The 16,006-nt window shown below is 39.9% G+C and carries 16 protein-coding genes; 6 read left to right on the top strand and 10 right to left on the bottom strand.

Annotation, left to right across the window (positions count from 1 at the left end):
* The first annotated feature begins 120 nt into the window (after positions 1–120).
* Complete coding sequence (gene mlc / locus BO26_RS00120; protein ID WP_036768004.1) at positions 121–1,332, top strand: sugar metabolism global transcriptional regulator Mlc; 1,212 nt, start codon at positions 121–123, stop codon at positions 1,330–1,332.
* A 179-nt stretch (positions 1,333–1,511) separates the two neighbouring features.
* Entirely contained in the window at positions 1,512–2,183 is a 672-nt protein-coding gene (bioD, locus tag BO26_RS00115; RefSeq protein WP_036768003.1) for a dethiobiotin synthase, read from the top strand.
* 60 nt (positions 2,184–2,243) lie between these two features.
* Here the strand turns inward: bioD and BO26_RS00110 are convergent, their stop codons facing one another.
* The 4 genes from BO26_RS00110 to stlA all read right to left on the bottom strand — a co-directional run bounded on the left by BO26_RS00110 (position 2,244) and on the right by stlA (position 5,467).
* Positions 2,244–2,516: a DUF1161 domain-containing protein gene (locus tag BO26_RS00110; protein WP_036768159.1), complete on the bottom strand. Its 273-nt coding sequence runs from the start codon at positions 2,514–2,516 to the stop codon at positions 2,244–2,246.
* Positions 2,517–2,545: 29 nt separating this feature from the next.
* Complete coding sequence (locus BO26_RS00105) at positions 2,546–2,908, bottom strand: DUF1283 family protein (protein ID WP_036768002.1); 363 nt, start codon at positions 2,906–2,908, stop codon at positions 2,546–2,548.
* A 114-nt stretch (positions 2,909–3,022) separates the two neighbouring features.
* Entirely contained in the window at positions 3,023–3,772 is a 750-nt protein-coding gene (gene ydfG / locus BO26_RS00100; protein ID WP_036768001.1) for a bifunctional NADP-dependent 3-hydroxy acid dehydrogenase/3-hydroxypropionate dehydrogenase YdfG, read from the bottom strand.
* 96 nt (positions 3,773–3,868) lie between these two features.
* The gene (stlA, locus tag BO26_RS00095; protein ID WP_051690812.1) at positions 3,869–5,467 is read right to left on the bottom strand and encodes a phenylalanine ammonia-lyase StlA; all 1,599 of its coding nucleotides are present in this window, start codon (positions 5,465–5,467) and stop codon (positions 3,869–3,871) included.
* A 425-nt stretch (positions 5,468–5,892) separates the two neighbouring features.
* Here stlA and BO26_RS00090 point away from each other — a divergent pair, with 425 nt between their 5' ends.
* The 3 genes from BO26_RS00090 to BO26_RS21770 all read left to right on the top strand — a co-directional run bounded on the left by BO26_RS00090 (position 5,893) and on the right by BO26_RS21770 (position 8,443).
* The gene (locus tag BO26_RS00090) at positions 5,893–7,584 is read left to right on the top strand and encodes a glycoside hydrolase family 18 protein (RefSeq protein ID WP_036768000.1); all 1,692 of its coding nucleotides are present in this window, start codon (positions 5,893–5,895) and stop codon (positions 7,582–7,584) included.
* Between the two features lie 222 nt (positions 7,585–7,806).
* Entirely contained in the window at positions 7,807–8,247 is a 441-nt protein-coding gene (locus tag BO26_RS00085; protein ID WP_201771233.1) for a cupin domain-containing protein, read from the top strand.
* A 73-nt stretch (positions 8,248–8,320) separates the two neighbouring features.
* The gene (locus BO26_RS21770) at positions 8,321–8,443 is read left to right on the top strand and encodes a type II toxin-antitoxin system HicB family antitoxin (RefSeq protein ID WP_072023193.1); all 123 of its coding nucleotides are present in this window, start codon (positions 8,321–8,323) and stop codon (positions 8,441–8,443) included.
* A 163-nt stretch (positions 8,444–8,606) separates the two neighbouring features.
* Here BO26_RS21770 and BO26_RS00080 read toward each other — a convergent pair whose 3' ends face one another.
* Positions 8,607–8,852, bottom strand: a complete 246-nt coding sequence (locus BO26_RS00080; protein ID WP_036767999.1) for an AbrB/MazE/SpoVT family DNA-binding domain-containing protein — start codon at positions 8,850–8,852, stop codon at positions 8,607–8,609.
* Between the two features lie 147 nt (positions 8,853–8,999).
* On the opposite strand from BO26_RS00080, the gene BO26_RS00075 reads away from it, so the two are divergent.
* Positions 9,000–10,100 (top strand): alkene reductase, encoded by a 1,101-nt coding sequence (locus BO26_RS00075; protein WP_036767998.1) that lies wholly within the window; start codon positions 9,000–9,002, stop codon positions 10,098–10,100.
* A 59-nt stretch (positions 10,101–10,159) separates the two neighbouring features.
* Here the strand turns inward: BO26_RS00075 and yafC are convergent, their stop codons facing one another.
* The 5 genes from yafC to BO26_RS00050 form a co-directional block, all read right to left on the bottom strand.
* Positions 10,160–11,071, bottom strand: a complete 912-nt coding sequence (gene yafC, locus BO26_RS00070) for a DNA-binding transcriptional regulator YafC (protein WP_036767997.1) — start codon at positions 11,069–11,071, stop codon at positions 10,160–10,162.
* A gap of 127 nt (positions 11,072–11,198) precedes the next feature.
* Positions 11,199–12,434, bottom strand: a complete 1,236-nt coding sequence (locus BO26_RS00065; protein WP_036767996.1) for an HlyD family secretion protein — start codon at positions 12,432–12,434, stop codon at positions 11,199–11,201.
* Positions 12,427–13,890 carry a TolC family protein gene (locus BO26_RS00060; RefSeq protein WP_036767995.1) on the bottom strand — a complete coding sequence of 488 codons (1,464 nt, stop codon included), beginning with the start codon at positions 13,888–13,890 and terminating at the stop codon, positions 12,427–12,429. The genes BO26_RS00065 and BO26_RS00060 overlap by 8 nt, the downstream gene beginning before the upstream one ends.
* The gene (locus BO26_RS00055) at positions 13,883–15,091 is read right to left on the bottom strand and encodes an ABC transporter permease (RefSeq protein WP_036767994.1); all 1,209 of its coding nucleotides are present in this window, start codon (positions 15,089–15,091) and stop codon (positions 13,883–13,885) included. Before BO26_RS00055 ends, BO26_RS00060 begins: the two co-directional genes overlap by 8 nt.
* Complete coding sequence (locus tag BO26_RS00050; protein ID WP_036767993.1) at positions 15,084–15,785, bottom strand: ABC transporter ATP-binding protein; 702 nt, start codon at positions 15,783–15,785, stop codon at positions 15,084–15,086. The genes BO26_RS00055 and BO26_RS00050 overlap by 8 nt, the downstream gene beginning before the upstream one ends.
* Positions 15,786–16,006 lie beyond the last annotated feature (221 nt).

Below are 16,006 nucleotides of genomic sequence, written 5' to 3'. Positions count from 1 at the left end.
TTAATTTCGTGCTTAATATCACAGTTTAATTGAAAAAATGATACTTTGCGCCTAAAACATCGCCATAATCAGCCTCAATTATTTTGAGGCACGAATTAATTAGAGAGCAAAAGGGCAAGTATGGATGGACAACCAAGTCATATTGATCAAATAAAACAAAATAATATTGGTGCTGTTTACCGGTTAATTGATCAATATGGCCCAATTTCCCGTATTAAGCTCTCTAAAAAAGCGCAGTTGGCTCCAGCCAGTATTACTAAAATTGTGCGTGAATTGGTTGATGCACATTTAGTCATGGAAACAGAATTTTTAGATTTAGGATTCAGAGGACGCCCGGCAACCGGACTAAAGCTAGATTCTGAAAATTGGCATTTTTTATGTGTCAGTATTAATCTGGGAAAATTGATGTTGGGCCTTCGTGATCTCAGTGGCAAATTAGTTGTTGAAGATGTATTACTATTACCCGCCAACAACCATAAGTCTTTTTCAGACAGTATTATTGATGAAATTGATTCATTTTTTGGTCGCCATCAATCTTCTCTTGAACGTCTGACGGCAATTAGCATTACTATCAATGCTATTGTTGATTCAACTAAAGGATTTATTCATAGTTCTCCTTATTATCAGGTGCAAGACTTGCCAATAAGTGAATATTTGCATCACCGCACGGGATTACCCGTATTCCTCCAACATGAAATAACTGCCTGGATGGTGGCAGAATCATTATATGGTGCGGCAAAAAATTGTCAGAATATTATCCAAATTGTGATTGATGAAAATATCGGCGCTGGCGTTATCATTGCAGGGAAAACATTACATTCAGGTAACCGTAGTGTAATGGAAATAGGGCATATTCAAGTCGAACCTAATGGTGAGCTCTGCCATTGCGGAAACTTAGGCTGTCTGGAAACTGTTGCGAGTACCAATTATATTTTGTCCAGAACAAAACAGCGGCTAACCATGTCCCCGGATTCTTTACTTAATTGTGAACCACTAACTATTGAGTCACTCTGTCAGGCGGCTAATAAAGGCGATATTTTAGCAACAGATATTATTCGCAATATAGGGATAAAAATTGGCCATATTATCGCAATTATGGTGAATTTGTTTAATCCAGAGAAAATTTTGATCGGTTCTCCTCTTAACGCTTGCCAACAGGTTTTATACCCAATCATTGATGAATGTATTAAGCAGCAATCTTTGCCTGCTTATAGTCAACAAGTTATGTTGGTTGCAACGAAATTCAATAACTCTGGAACATTATCCGCGGTGGCATCAGTTAAAAAAGCTTTATATGATGGATCATTATTAATCAATCTAATGAGAGGGTAATAGACCTGGAATAAAGATTTTCTAGTGATAACATTGATTATATATAAATCTTTTACCTATTCATTTTACTCGGTAATTAGACAAAACATTGAGCTAACGCAATCTCCCTGATAGTCATATCCTCTAAACTTAGCCTCCCATTAATTGGATTTTATCTGTCATTATGGAAAACAAAATTTATGTTAACTCGCTTATTTGTCACGGGGACCGATACTGACATCGGTAAAACCGTTGTTACCCGTGCATTATTACAAGTTTTTAATCGTGACGGAGCAACAGCAGTAGGTTATAAACCTATAGCTACTGAAGGCTATGAAACAGAAGAGGGTATGCGTAATCGAGATGCTGTAATTATGCAAAAATCCTCTCCCGTCCAGCTTAGATATGAAGAAATAAACCCAATTATCTGGAAAAGCAGCTACTGTGAAGGAGATCAGATTGATTTTGAATTGATGAAAAAGGGATTAAATAATCTTAGTAATAAAGCAGATCGCGTTATTATTGAAGGTAATGGCGGATGGCGTGTACTGCTAAATGATGAAACTTTTTATTTTGATTGGGTTATTCGGGAAAAAATTCCAGTAATTTTAGTTGTTGGAATTCAGCCTGGTTGTGTAAATCATGCAATTTTGACCGCACAAGCAATAATAAGTGATGGTTTACAGTTAGTTGGGTGGATAGCAAACAGAATTAATCCTGGTTTATCTCACTATATAAAAATCTTGGAAAGGTTACGCCGTCATATTAATGCACCACAATTGGGCGAAATTCCTTATGTTCTACGTCCAGAAGAGAAAGATCTATCCTGCTACTTGGATATTTCTACCATATTAAAACAAACTGGAAAATAATTATCAGTTATTGAGGCTACGAAAGAAGAGGGCAGTAAATAAATGCCCTCTATGAAGAGTTTATTCTGTCACTTTTGGGGATTGGCTTACTTGTCGAGTATATACAATCTTTTTGGTATTATTTTCACAATGTCCAACGATCTTACCGCTGCTTTGTTCAACTTGGTCATTAGGAACAATTTCCAACTTAAAACCAGATTCCGGCACGCCATTATTGATAATTTTTTGTGTAATTTGCTCTTTCACGCTTTCACATGAGGCTTGTACAGCAGCAGAAAATGCAAATGGAGATACAGCAAAAATCAATGCACTAGATAAAAACGCTTTCGTCATCTTCTTCATTATCATCACCTTTATTAACATTACGGTCTGATAGGCATACCTGTATTGCTATCCAGGCAACGTTCGGTATTGGGTTCCCAATAAGCATTTATATTGGTACTTTTCATACATGCATCACGGTTATCAATCGCTTTATCTAACTTATCAAATTCCTTTTCAGCACGCTTATTAACCTTATTACGAAGATTTTTGGTTTCATCCCATTGCTCTTTACTTTGACGGGCTGCTTCTTTATCCAGAACTGAATCACCGCTACCATGTACTGTGACACAGGTGCTGCCGGAGGTGCAGGTTGCCGCCAATGCTGGCGCTTGCCACAGCAAAGGAATTGCCAAAGCAATAGCAGATATTATTTTTAATATCAAACACTTATGAATATTCATCTTTTATCCTCTTGGAAGAAAGTGGGATCTATTAATAGCATAATAGGGAATTATCAGGTAGATAAATTATAAGATAGCATTAAGATATTCAACAAAATATCAAGAAGAATGTGATTATATATTTCTATGTATACTAAGCCCTGCAAATGATTGGCAAACTGGCATCATTTCTAATGTATTAATGTTGACATGATCGGGTAAATTGGCAACCCAAAAAACAGCTTCTGCTACATCTTCGGCTGTTAATGCCTGAGCTCCATCATAGGTCTTATTCACTTTATCGTTATCACCTTTAAAGCGTACTAAAGAAAACTCAGTACCGCCAACTAAACCTGGTGCTATATCAGTAACACGAATTTTTTTTCCCTGTAAATCTGCCCGTAAACCTAAACTAAATTGTTTTACAAATGCTTTAGTTGCTCCATAAACATTCCCACCTGAATATGGCCAATTTGCAGCAGTAGAACCGATATTAATAATATGTCCCCGATCTCTTTTTACCATTTCGGGCAACAGAGCACGAGTCATATTCACCAGTCCTTTGGTATTGGTGTCAATCATCATGTCCCAATCATCCGGGTTTGCCAAATACGCGGGTTCCAATCCCAGTGCTAAACCAGCATTATTAACTAAAACATCAATATTACGGAGCGATTCTGGTAATTGTTGTACAACCTGATTAATCGCCACCCGATCAGTAACATCAAGTTGAACAAAGTGAAATTTATCCCCCAGTTCCGTTTTTAATTTTTCTAATCGCTCTTTACGGCGCCCAGTGGCAATAATTTGAGAGCCATGCTGAATAAATTTTCTAGCAATTGATTCGCCAAAACCTGAAGTTGCTCCTGTCACAAAAACAATCATGCAAAACCCCTTATGTACCGGTACTGTCTTTATTCCAATACAGTAAATGGGGTTCTGCATTTTTAGTCAAGAAATTATTGAAGAATTTCAGTCACTTTATTCTTCAAGAATGACTTCCGGTAAAGGAAGCTGATCATTAATAATTGCATCTGCAATCCGAGTTATATCTTGATCCAATGCGCGATCGGCTTCCAAAGGAGGACTAATTTCACGCACTGCATGGTAAAATTTGGCGGTTTCAGGAGCAAGCTTACTAATATTGCCGCGGAGATAAATTGCCTGACAAACTACCAGAATTGTCATTGCAACAACGTTACGTAATTTTTGTTCCATCTCCAGAACGTCTTGTGCAGCATGCAAACCCAAGCTGACAATATCTTGATTATATTGCTCTGTAGCTAAAGTATGTATACCAGAGGCAGAACAGTCATGGCGAATTGCAGCAACTAAAGCTGTTTGTGAAAGTTGGACACCTTTCAGACCTTGATACATACCAGGAGTTGGACTTAGTGAATTTGGCAATCCACGAGAAAAACGGCTATCCATCATCAGTGCTACAATTGCATGAAGATGATTGGCAATTAAAGCAATATCCAATTTCAATGCATCCATAGTCCGGGCAACATATTGTCCCATAAAATTCCCACCGTGTAGAACATCACCATTTTCTGGATCAATTAATGGGTTATCATTAGCGGAAATCACTTCACGTTCTAATATTTTTCGAGCGGTAGCTAAAGATTCTGGAACTATACCTAATATTTGCGGCGCACAACGAATTGAGTAAACCTCTTGCAAGGTATCATTTAATCGGGTTACTTCCTGATGGCGACAAGCTTTATTCGCTTGTTCTTTAATACCTTCTAATAAACTGGTCTGTGTCGAACCTTCCAATAAATTACGTAATGTACTTGCTACTGCTTTCTGGCCAGGGTGATTTTTTACTTGCTGAATTCGGGCATCATAATGTTCATGAGATGCGAGTAATGCTTCAACAGCAAGCGCAATAGAAGAGATTGCCGCTTTTAATAGTTTTTCCAGTTTAATCACGGTAACTGAACTGATACCTGACATTACCCGCGTACCATTAATGAGAGCGAGCCCTTCTTTTGCTTGTAATGATAACGGGGTTAATCCTGCACGTTTAATTGCTTCAGCAGCGCTAATTTCCTCTTCCATATAATTAACTTTGCCAATACCACATAATGCACGTGCAATATAAGATAAAGGAATTAAATCACCGCTTGCACCCACTGAGCCATATCGGGGAACCAGAGGCACAATATCATGATTAAGATGATCGACTATTGTTTGAGCGACAATTGATCTCGTTGCGGACCAACCTTTGCAAATAGAAAGTAACACAGTAAATTGTGAAGCTCTAATACAAGTTTTGGACATATAGTCCCCAGTGCCAGCAGAAAGAAAAGTTAACAGATTTTTCTGGTGTTCTGAGATCTTCTCAAACGGCACGACTAAATTGGCATTCCCGCCAAATCCGGTATTAATTCCATATATTACTTCTCCTGAATTTAGTTTTTCTTCTAATTTTTCACGGCCACGATTCAAAACATCCATGACACCCTTTGATATTTCTACTTTTTTTTGTTTTGTTGCAATCTGATAGATCTCTTCCAGAGAGATAAAACCATTTTCATTAATAATAATAGTTGGCGGAACATCTTTAGTGTTCATTTTCATCTCCATATAAAATAAGAATGATAATAATATATTAAAGAAACAAATCCCCTTAATGATACAAATCAGTATAGGTATAAAACATAAAAAAATAGTCACCTGAAAATAAAATTAAAATCAATGAGCCGTAAAAATTAATTTACGGAATTTCATCTAAATTATTTAAATTGGCAACTATGACAATGACAAATTAATACATTTCAAATTGAAATTATTGCTTTTAAATTTTCCATATTATAATAAATAAGTGATAATATCATTCGGATTGACATAAAATTAAGTCAACCATTAACAATCAAACAAATAGCAATTAGTTGTTTTCCTAACAAACCAAGCTAGAATGAAATTTGCGTCACTGTAAGAAATAAAGTTGTCGGAATGTTCATCAACATAAATAAATTGATATTTAGTCGAGGTAATTTATGTCAAAAATAATCCAGACAGACTTTCTTAGTGAACAGTCTTATCAAATAGATAATTTCAATCCATCAACAGAGACAATAAATTTCAGTTACACATCGGGGAGAGTCTTATTACCTGTTTATAATAAGTATGATACACGAAATAAGCCTAAAGTTTTCGGCTATTATACAGATTGGTCACAATATGATGGTAGATTACAAGGAAACCAAGATCCAGCCAGTCGTGGTAGAGGAATAGATTTACAACACCTTTTAGATAATCCTTTCGCTTATGATAAATTAATTATTGGGTTCTGTGGAATATTAGGTGATGAAGGTGAAAAAAAACAGCAAATTAAAGAGCAAGCACCATTATTTAACCGTACCAATAATGGAGAAGTGACATTTACAGATGCGTGGGGTGATTGCCAGTCTTATCAGAATTGCACTTATTCTGGTTGGCAGGATATCCAAATGCCAAGGGATTTTGATCAATCTAAAAGTATGGGCGTATTAGGGGGATTGGCTAAAGTTCAACAAGCTGCAAAAGATCATGGCCATAACCTTATTATGTCATTCAGTGTTGGTGGTTGGACCATGAGCAATGGCTTTTATAATATGGTCAGAGATAAAACACTGAAATCTTATTTCTGTTCGAGTCTGGTTGATATTTTCCAACGTTTCCCTATGTTTACAGAAATTGATATTGACTGGGAATACCCAGGTGTTGCTGGGAACGATGGTAATATTTATGCGCCAGATGATGGCGATTATTATATTAGTTTAATTCAGGATTTAATTGCTGTTTTCAAAGAAGCAGGGCGTTCAGATATAAAAATAAGTATAGCCTGTTCCGCAGTACCAGAAAAAATGGAGAAATCTAAAATACCAGAGTTATTAGAAGCTGGACTATATGGTATTAACGTGATGACCTATGATTTCTTTGGTACGCCATGGGCTGAGAAATTGTTGCATCACACGAATCTCCGTAATTATACAGGTGGTGAGAATAGTGTAGAAAAAGCAGTTGAATATTTACTCAGTATTGGTGTTCCAGCATCTGCAATCAATATTGGCTATACTGGATATTCACGTAATGCTAGAAATACTATTATTGATAGCTATTCTCCATTATCTGGTAGTTATGATCCTGGCTATGTTCCGAAGAAAGATCCCAAAATTACGACAACGGGCTCATTTGAATCAGGAACAATAGAATGGTACGACACAATATATAATTATTTGGATTTGGAAGGAAAAGAAGGGAGGAATAATTTTAAACTGTATACGGATGAAATAGCAGATGCAGATTATCTCTACAATGAGGAAAGTAAGTTATTTATTTCGACTGATACTCCTCGTTCCGTTAAATCCAAGGCTCAATATGCATTGGAAAAGAACTTGGGTGGAATATTTACATGGACCGCTGACCAAGACCGAGGTTTGTTAGTCAATGCAGCAAGAGAAGGTCTTGGCTGTGAGTTAATTACCCAGAAAATAGATATGACGCCATTCTACTTCAAAGGTATCAATATTGATCCAGGTGATCAGGACAAAGGTGGAGATTACCCAACATGGGATGTAAATAAGGCGTATAAAGCTGGCGATAAAGTCAGCTGGAAAGGGCAAAACTGGGAAGCTAAATGGTGGAATAGGGGAACCGAACCTGACGGCGCTGGAACATCTGATGCTTATCCCTGGGTGAAAATTTAATAATTAATTAAACTAGCCACCAGTACAATATAGTACTGGTGGTATTATTTATTTTCCCTGCAGTAAATCACGAAACGCTGTCCTGCGTTTGTGATCTCTCATAAGATGTTTAACGAGCGTCAGGTCAAATTTATTGAGAAAGCGCCCCAAGACATCATCGACAAAGTCACCGAACTAACTAAAATCATTATTTCATAAATAGAGAAACAATAAGGATCCCGCATGCGCCTGTCTATTCAAACCTTACCAATCCTTACATCTTTTGCTTTCCTCATTGCTCCGTTTTTCACCCAAGCACATGACAACAATACTGCTGGTATTAACATTGAAAAATTGCTTGAGACTGAAAAGTCTTGGGATGGCGTGCCTTACCAAGGATATCCTAAAGGTACACCTCAGCTTTCAGTTCTTAAAATTACTATTGCTCCAAATACCAGCCTTGACTGGCATCAGCACCCGATACCTAATGCTGCTTACGTGCTGCACGGAGTGTTAACGGCAGAGAAAAAGTCCAGTGGTGAAAAACGTCTTATAAAGGCGGGAGAAGTGATATCCGAGATGGTTGACAGTACCCATCGCGGTTACACAGGCAAAGAGGGTGTTACTCTCTTGGTTTTCTACGCGGGACAAAAAGATATCCCTCTTTCTAAACCCGCTGAGTAAAAATCACTCAGGTACGGATGGCGTTTTTTAAGCGGTTGAAAGGCCGCTCTTTAATCAAAGAGAAGGTGTAAGCATGAGATATCCTATTTATTTACATCAGGCTGACGACGGATCGTTTTCCGGTTTTGTGCCAGACGTGATCGGATGTTACTTTGCTGGCGATACCATTGACGACGCTATTCAGAACTGTTGCTGACCATCTAAGCAATGAAGATTGCACCGGCGGCAGTTGGGCTTAGGCCTTATGCCGGTAACCTTGTCAGATTTCATCAGGACTCATCATAGTGCGCCTAATGTATATTATGTTAAATTGAATGCGGAATTAGATCCCCTGCGTCAGGAACGAAACGGGAAACCATTTAGAGTAATTCCTTGCCTACAGGAGAGCCAAAATCAACTTTATTATGGACGTTCTCAGGTGTAATCCCGGCTAAAAGTGTATACAGAGAGTATTCTTTGGTTTTTACTGGCACTAGAACTAAACGCCCTTCTTCAACACTCAATTCAAGCTTATCTTCAACGTTCAGTGATGCAGCCTGCATTACACTTACAGGGATTCGTATCGACGGGCTGTTACCCCATTTTTTTAAAGTTACAGTAACCATTTTATTTTCCTTGACTCAAATAATGTATCTACAATGTAGATCATCTATTTTGACATATCAGCAAAAGACTTCTGCATTTATTGCCCTTTTTTATTGCAATTTATCTCATGATAATAAAACCATTCTTAATCAAATGTGAGGGATATTATGCTTTTTGAACGCTATTCTCTGAATGGTTTGTCATTATCTAATCGTATTGTTATGCCGCCGATGACACGTTCGCGGGCTGGAACAGACGGTGTGGCTACTGATTTAATGGCTAAATATTATGCACAACGTGCCAGTGCAGGACTTATTATCGGTGAAGGTACACAAATTAGCCAACAAGGACAAGGATATGCATGGACGCCGGGTATTTATAAGTCTGAGCATGTAATAGGATGGAAAAAAGTAACAGATGCGGTACATATGGCAGGAGGCAAAATTTTTGCTCAATTGTGGCATGTAGGACGTGTTTCACACACGACTCTACAACCTAATAATTCTGCGCCGGTTTCCCCCTCTGCCCTTCAAGCAAAAGGTGTAAAAGTTTTTCTGGATGTGGAAGGCCGTGGACCTGAACATAGTATCGGTGAAATGGTACAACACTCGCAGCCAAGAGCACTGACACTTGATGAAATTCCAGGTATCGTAAATGATTATGTTCAAGCGGCAAAGAATGCTATTGCAGCAGGTTTTGATGGCGTGGAGCTTCATGCAGCGAATGGTTATCTTATTAATCAGTTTATTGATTCTCAGACTAACCTACGAGATGACGAATATGGTGGAACTTTACAAAATCGTTTACGTTTCTTGAGAGAAGTGGCGATGTCAGTGGCTACCGCGATAGGGAAAGATAAGTTGGGTGTTCGCCTGGCGCCACTCACAACTCTGATGGGTTCAGAAGATGATACGCCTGAAGCGACTTATCTGGCTGCCGCCAGTGTGCTGAATGATATCGGGGTATCCTATATTCATATTGCTGAGGCTGATTGGGAAGATGCTCCCGTCATGCCAGTAGCCTTCAAAGAAGCTTTTCGCATGCTTTATCACGGCACGTTAATATATTCTGGAAAATACACATTGGAACGTGCTGAAGAAGCTCTAACTAAAGGCTGGGCGGATCTGATTGGATTTGGCCGCCCTTTTATTGCTAACCCAGATTTACCATATCGTCTCGCCAATAGGCTGGAACTAAACCCGCCAATAAAAGAAAAGTTCTTTGGTGGTCATGAGGAAGGTTATACCGATTATTTGACTATAAGCTAACAGAATATAGGTACCCTCCCACTCTTTTAGAGTGGGAAGATTGTGATGAAGTCAGTATTTCACTGTGATTTCAGGCACATTTGGGAGCTGTTTACATATTCATTTAGAAAATCGATAAATGCTCTGATTCGGGGGCTTACCGCCTGATCACTGTAATATACAGCATTGAAAGGCATCGCGACGGGTAAACGTTTTTCAACCAGCAGTTCAACAAGTTCACCACTGGCAATCTCCTGATCAATCATATAATCAGACAAACACGCGATACCATTACCTGTCACACATAGTTGTTTAAGGGTTTCACCATTATTCGAAGAAAGTCCTACCGTTATTTCATGTAGTTGTCCGTCCTGACAAGCTATCGGCCATGTATTAAGGGATATCGGTTCAGTAAAACCAAGACAAATATGGTTTTTCAACTCCCCAATGCATCGCGGTATGCCATATTTTTTCAGATATTCAGGAGAGGCAACGATTTTTCGGTAGCTGGAAAAAAGTGGTCTGGCCCGTAGACTGGAGTCGGTTAAATTGCCAGCACGAATGGCAATATCCACTTTGCGCTCAATCAGATTGATATAAGTTTCCGAAGAAACCAATGATAACGTTATTTCTGGGTAGCGTTCGCTAAAAGGTTTAATCAGTGGTATCAGTAAATGTAATACGACGGGTGTTGTAGCATCAATACGCAATAAGCCACTGGGTATGTGTTTAGATTCCAGAAGTTCAGTTTCAGCGGCAGCCATTTCTTGTAGTACACGCTGAACTCTGTGGAAATAGCGCTGACCTTCTTCGGTTAGGCTAAGCTGGCGTGTTGTGCGATTGAGCAGACTTACGCCTAATTTCTTTTCAAGTTTTTTTATCGAACGACTCACGGCGGAATTTGCTAATTGCAGATGTTCCGCCGCACGACTAAAACTCCCGCTTTCTACTACTGACACGAAAATTGTCAACTCTTCTGAATTTGCTTTCATTATTGCTTTTCTTGCAAAAGATTATTGGAATTTTAAACATTTTTGTCATTAAACCATTTTTTCATACTAAATGCCATAAGTAAACGTTTGCTATGAAGATAATCAAGGATAAGGCGTTTTATCGTTTTCAATGAGGCAGTGCGATAAACCCCTCTTCCAGCCCATGAACCTCCATACCTTCCGGCATTGCCTCCCCAACCGTGACCTGGCGAGATACAGACTGACGCTTTAAATCCGGTCGCCAATTTACGGTTAATTGTCCATCGCTATCGTGAATTAATGCAGCTTTGGGTACAACAATTCCCTGTTCATTGCGATAAACAACAATATTAACTTTAGCGCTCATTCCGGGCCTGATGGGATAACCCTGATTCATGGATGAAGTCACTTTAATCACAACATCATAATAAATCGCCGATCCTGGTTTATCCGTATTCACGCTTTGCATTGCAATAGTTTCAATTTCTCCATCCAGAGAATGATCAGAAAATCCCTCCCCACTAATTTTTACTGCCTGCCCTTCTTTGAGTTTGGCGAGATCGGTTTCTTCAACCTGTGCCAGTACCTGATATTGTGTTGTGTCCATAATTTCCAGTAAGGGCATTCCTTCGGTCACCCTAACCCCTGTCTGAATCGTTAAGAGTTTCTTACTTTCTCCCTGGGCGGCCCTAAGCACGACCCCCGAAAATGGCGCTTTGATTTCTTTATGTAAGTATTGTTCTTGTCGCGCCTGATAGCGGCTTGTTGCATTTTGCAGCTCTATTTCTGCAACATGTACGTTACTCGCGCTTCCTTTTTGTCGAATGGATGTAAGATCGTCCTGTACTGAAGCAAGTTCCGTTAATTGTCGGCGAAGTTGTTGTTCAAGCGTTTCCACTTCCATTTTTGGAACGATACCCCGTGAAAAGAGAGCCTGTGTTTTTGCGAGATTATTTTTCAATTCCATAACCATATGGTTTGCATTTTCGACGCTTCTTCTGGCCCGGATGACTTCCTGGCTGTTTTCCCAGTCATGTAATTGGTCAACGACAGATGAGGCTTTGATCATCTCAACTTGCGCTTGCCGAAGCTCAATATCAAGCTTTCGAGTATCAAGCGTAACTAATGTCTGACCCGCTTTCACCCACTGTCCTTCTTTAACCAAAACTTGTTTGATAATTGCCTCAAATGGAGCGGGTATGGTTTCAAGACGTCCAGATTGCAGCTTGCCTACCAGACCAAGTCGTTTTTCTATAAGACCGTGTTTTACTTCAACCCACTGCACTGATTCCTGAGCTGGTGATTGTTTTGAAGACAAAAAGGCAAAAAAACAGGTTACCACCATAAGTATGCCAGCTATGGCCCATCGATAACGTTTAATCATTGAGTGTTATCTCCCAGCTTTCCAGTGTCGTGCCAAGAATTTGATCCAATTCAGCCTGAGAATTGAGGTACTGGATCAGTGTATTCAGGAGTGCATTTTCGGCATTTCTTAAGTCGGTTTCAAAACTCAGGACCTGAAAGTTGCTGGAGCGCCCTGCCTGTAATTTTTCCTGTTCAATTTCGAGTTTCTTTTGAGAAAGTGAACTGGCTTTTATTGCTAATTGATATTCCTGCCAGCGTGATTCGGTATCACGGACTGCATTGATTACTGTTTGTTCCAGATTTATTTTTGCCTCCTCCAGGTGTAACGCCTGTTTCTGGACATTGACTCTGGCCTGAACTTCTGCTTGTTTCTGTGTCATATCACCTATTGGAATATCCAGTTGTATACCCACATAGTTTTCCCAATTTCGGGTTTCAGAAGATGATGAACGATACTGGGACGCCCCGCCAACCAGTGACAAATCCCAGAGCCGGTTATTTCGGGCTTGCAACAATTGAATATCTGCGACTCTTGCAGAAAGTAACTGGATAAGATAACCCGGTTGTTGAGCCTGCGCCTTGGTAAATGATTGTTCGATATTCAGACTTACGTGAGTGCCTTTTAGCGTATCTGTAGCATAAATGGGGGTTTTGAGGTTTAAAGCGAGTAATTTAAGCAATGCCAGCTTTGTGGTATGCACATTGTTTTCTGCCTCTTTTGCCGAAAGCGCCTGCATGGCGAGATCAGCCTGCGTTTGTACGATATCTGTCTGGGCCATTCTGCCCGCATCAATCAACTCTTTGTTAATCGCCACTAATTTCTGCATACGCTTAAGGGAAGCGATAGATAATGATTGCTGTTTTTGAGCACGGAGTAACGCATGGTATGCCAGAATAATTTGCGTGATTGAACCGGAAATCGTCGCTTTTAAATTCAGCCGATGGGTTTGTTCCTGGAGTTTAGCCAGTAAGATCGGCGCGTTATTAACATCAGTTCCGGCACCTCGTAAAAGTGGCTGTATCACAGTAATGCTTGCGCCATCATTGTGAATGTTATTTATCCCCAATTTATTGTTCTCACGCGTCCAGGAAAGAGTGAAACGCGTTCCCAGAGGAGTCAGTAGTGTGGCATTAGGAGAAAGGTTAGTTTTACTAAAATTTGAGTCCTGATTTTTACCAACAACGTAACGCCCGCTGAGCTGGAGTTTTGGTGTGAATCGATCTTCTGCCACCCGTAAATCAAATTTCTGAGCGATACGATCCAGATAAACACTGCGTATCGCGTAGTTATTCCTCAAACCAAGCCATATCGCGTCACTCAACGACAAGCCTATAACCTCTCTTAAGGTTTCCTCTCGTAAACGGTAATCAGATTCCGATAAAGTTAATCGTTCCTGTTCAGATACAGGAAACCCTGTTCGAGGAAAAAGGAAAAACAAGGTCAAAGAGCCATAAAGAAAATATTTTTTAATCATCACGTAATGCCTGTACGGGTTCCATCTGTGAGGCTTTATGTGCGGGATGAAAGCCGGAGATAAGTCCCGCCACAATTGAACTACCTATTCCTAAAGGAATAGATAAAGGAGCTAGAGAAAATGACCAGCCAGAATAGAGAACAAAAAGAAAAGACACGATAACACCTGATAGCGTACCCAGGATTGCGCCAGCTAAAGTCAATGCTATCGCTTCATACAAAAAAAGGCGCCGGATATCATGGGGCCTTGCACCTAAAGCCATACGTAACCCGATCTCTTTTCGCCGGGCTGAAACGTTCATAAGCATCACATTTGAAATCGCGATGCCGCCAGTGAGTAGCGAAATACCCGCTAACCCGATCAACATAAAAGAAAAAGTTTTGCTTTGTTCCGCCTGCCCTTTCAGCAGTTGCTGAGCTACCCGAACATCAATTTCAACCGCTGGAAACTTGCGCTTAAAAAATGCCAATAAATCCTTTGCATTGGTTTCTGTGGTTGCGGTCGTTATGGAGCGAGCAATGATGCCATTCAGATCAGTATTGGGCGATATTTTACGCATGGCATTGAGAGGGGCAATCACCACCGAATCCAGAGAAAAAGGAAAGATGGGGTTCTGCCCTTTTATATCGAAAATGCCAATCACTGTGTATAAATAATTGCCAATCTGAATCTGCTTGCCAAATATACGGGATGGGTCCCCTTCACCAAGGGTAACGGCCACTTCATTACCAACGACCAGATAAGGAGAATACTGATCGTAATCAGAGATAAATCGGCCATAACGAAGTTGCAATTGCATGACTTGCTCAAGTTCTGCAGAGGCCCCTATTACGGTAAATGTTTCTGTTTTCCCGTTATAGCGCCCGGGAGAAGGATAATAGATCCAAGGCGCTGCGGAAGATAAATCAGGAATAGCGGTTGTCAAGTCAGCCATTTTAATTGACGCATTATCAATTCCATGATTGTAGGTGTTCAGATTGACTGTAATGACGTTGATATCAAGCCCGCTGAACATCTTTAATGCAGCAAGTGTGGCGTTATGCCCGGTATTAACAAATGCCACAATAGACGCGCAACCGATAGCAATACCTGATAAAGCAAGCAGAGTACTTCTCACCGTTGCCATTAAGTTGCGACAGGCTTCTCTCCATATCATTAAGGCCGACATGCCATAGTGACTGGACTGACGATTATCATGCATGAATTGTCATACCTCTGATTTCATGCAACTGACCATCAACCATACGTAATTCACGCTGCATATGGTTCGCAACCACAGGGTCATGGGTTATTACGACCAGAGTCATCGCTTGATCTGTGTGAAGAGAAGAAAGTAGCATTAAAATTTCTTCTGCGGTTTGTTGATCCAGGTTACCGGTAGGTTCATCCGCCAATAGTAACGAAGGTTCTCCTACCAATGCTCTGGCGAGAGCTACTCTCTGTCGTTGCCCACCGGATAAGTCTGCCGGGTAATGAACAGCACGATGTGAAAGACCTACCAAATGCAGTTTTTCTTTGGCAATTTTATAGGCCAACGAAGCAGAAATACCGCGGTAAAGAAGTGGCAGAGCGACATTCTCTGTGGCAGTCATTCCAGCTAATAAATGGAAACTTTGAAAAACAAAGCCAATTTCTTTATTGCGCATTCTGGCGCGAAGGTCAGTATTGGCTGTTGACATATCAATGCCGCAAAGAAAATATTCCCCAGAAGTTGGTTTATCCAGCAGGCCGAGAATATTCAGTAATGTGCTTTTACCAGACCCTGATGTTCCGACAATAGCACAACTTTGTCCGGCAAAAATTTGGGCGGTGATATTTTTCAGAACCGATATTTGGCCCTCGCCACCATGTTGATAAATGCGAGTTAACCGTTGCATGCTGATAACAGGAGTCATTGTTTTTTATAATTCCCCTGCTTTAATATTTATATTTATCAGAAATAAATAGCCTTTTATTGAAATAATCAACTTATGCTAACCCTAAAGAACCAATAATTAAATGTGAAATTTGACTTCCTCGAGTTTATATTGTTTTGGTTCGTTGTGTTGTAACTGTAAATAAATTATTTTCTTTATGCAATTAATGACGAAATCATGATTTATCACAAATCATGATA

This window comes from Photorhabdus australis DSM 17609, from assembly GCF_000711895.1.
Taxonomy (GTDB): domain Bacteria; phylum Pseudomonadota; class Gammaproteobacteria; order Enterobacterales; family Enterobacteriaceae; genus Photorhabdus; species Photorhabdus australis.
Note: the sequence above shows the minus strand (reverse complement) of the source record. Positions and strands in the feature narration are given on the sequence as shown.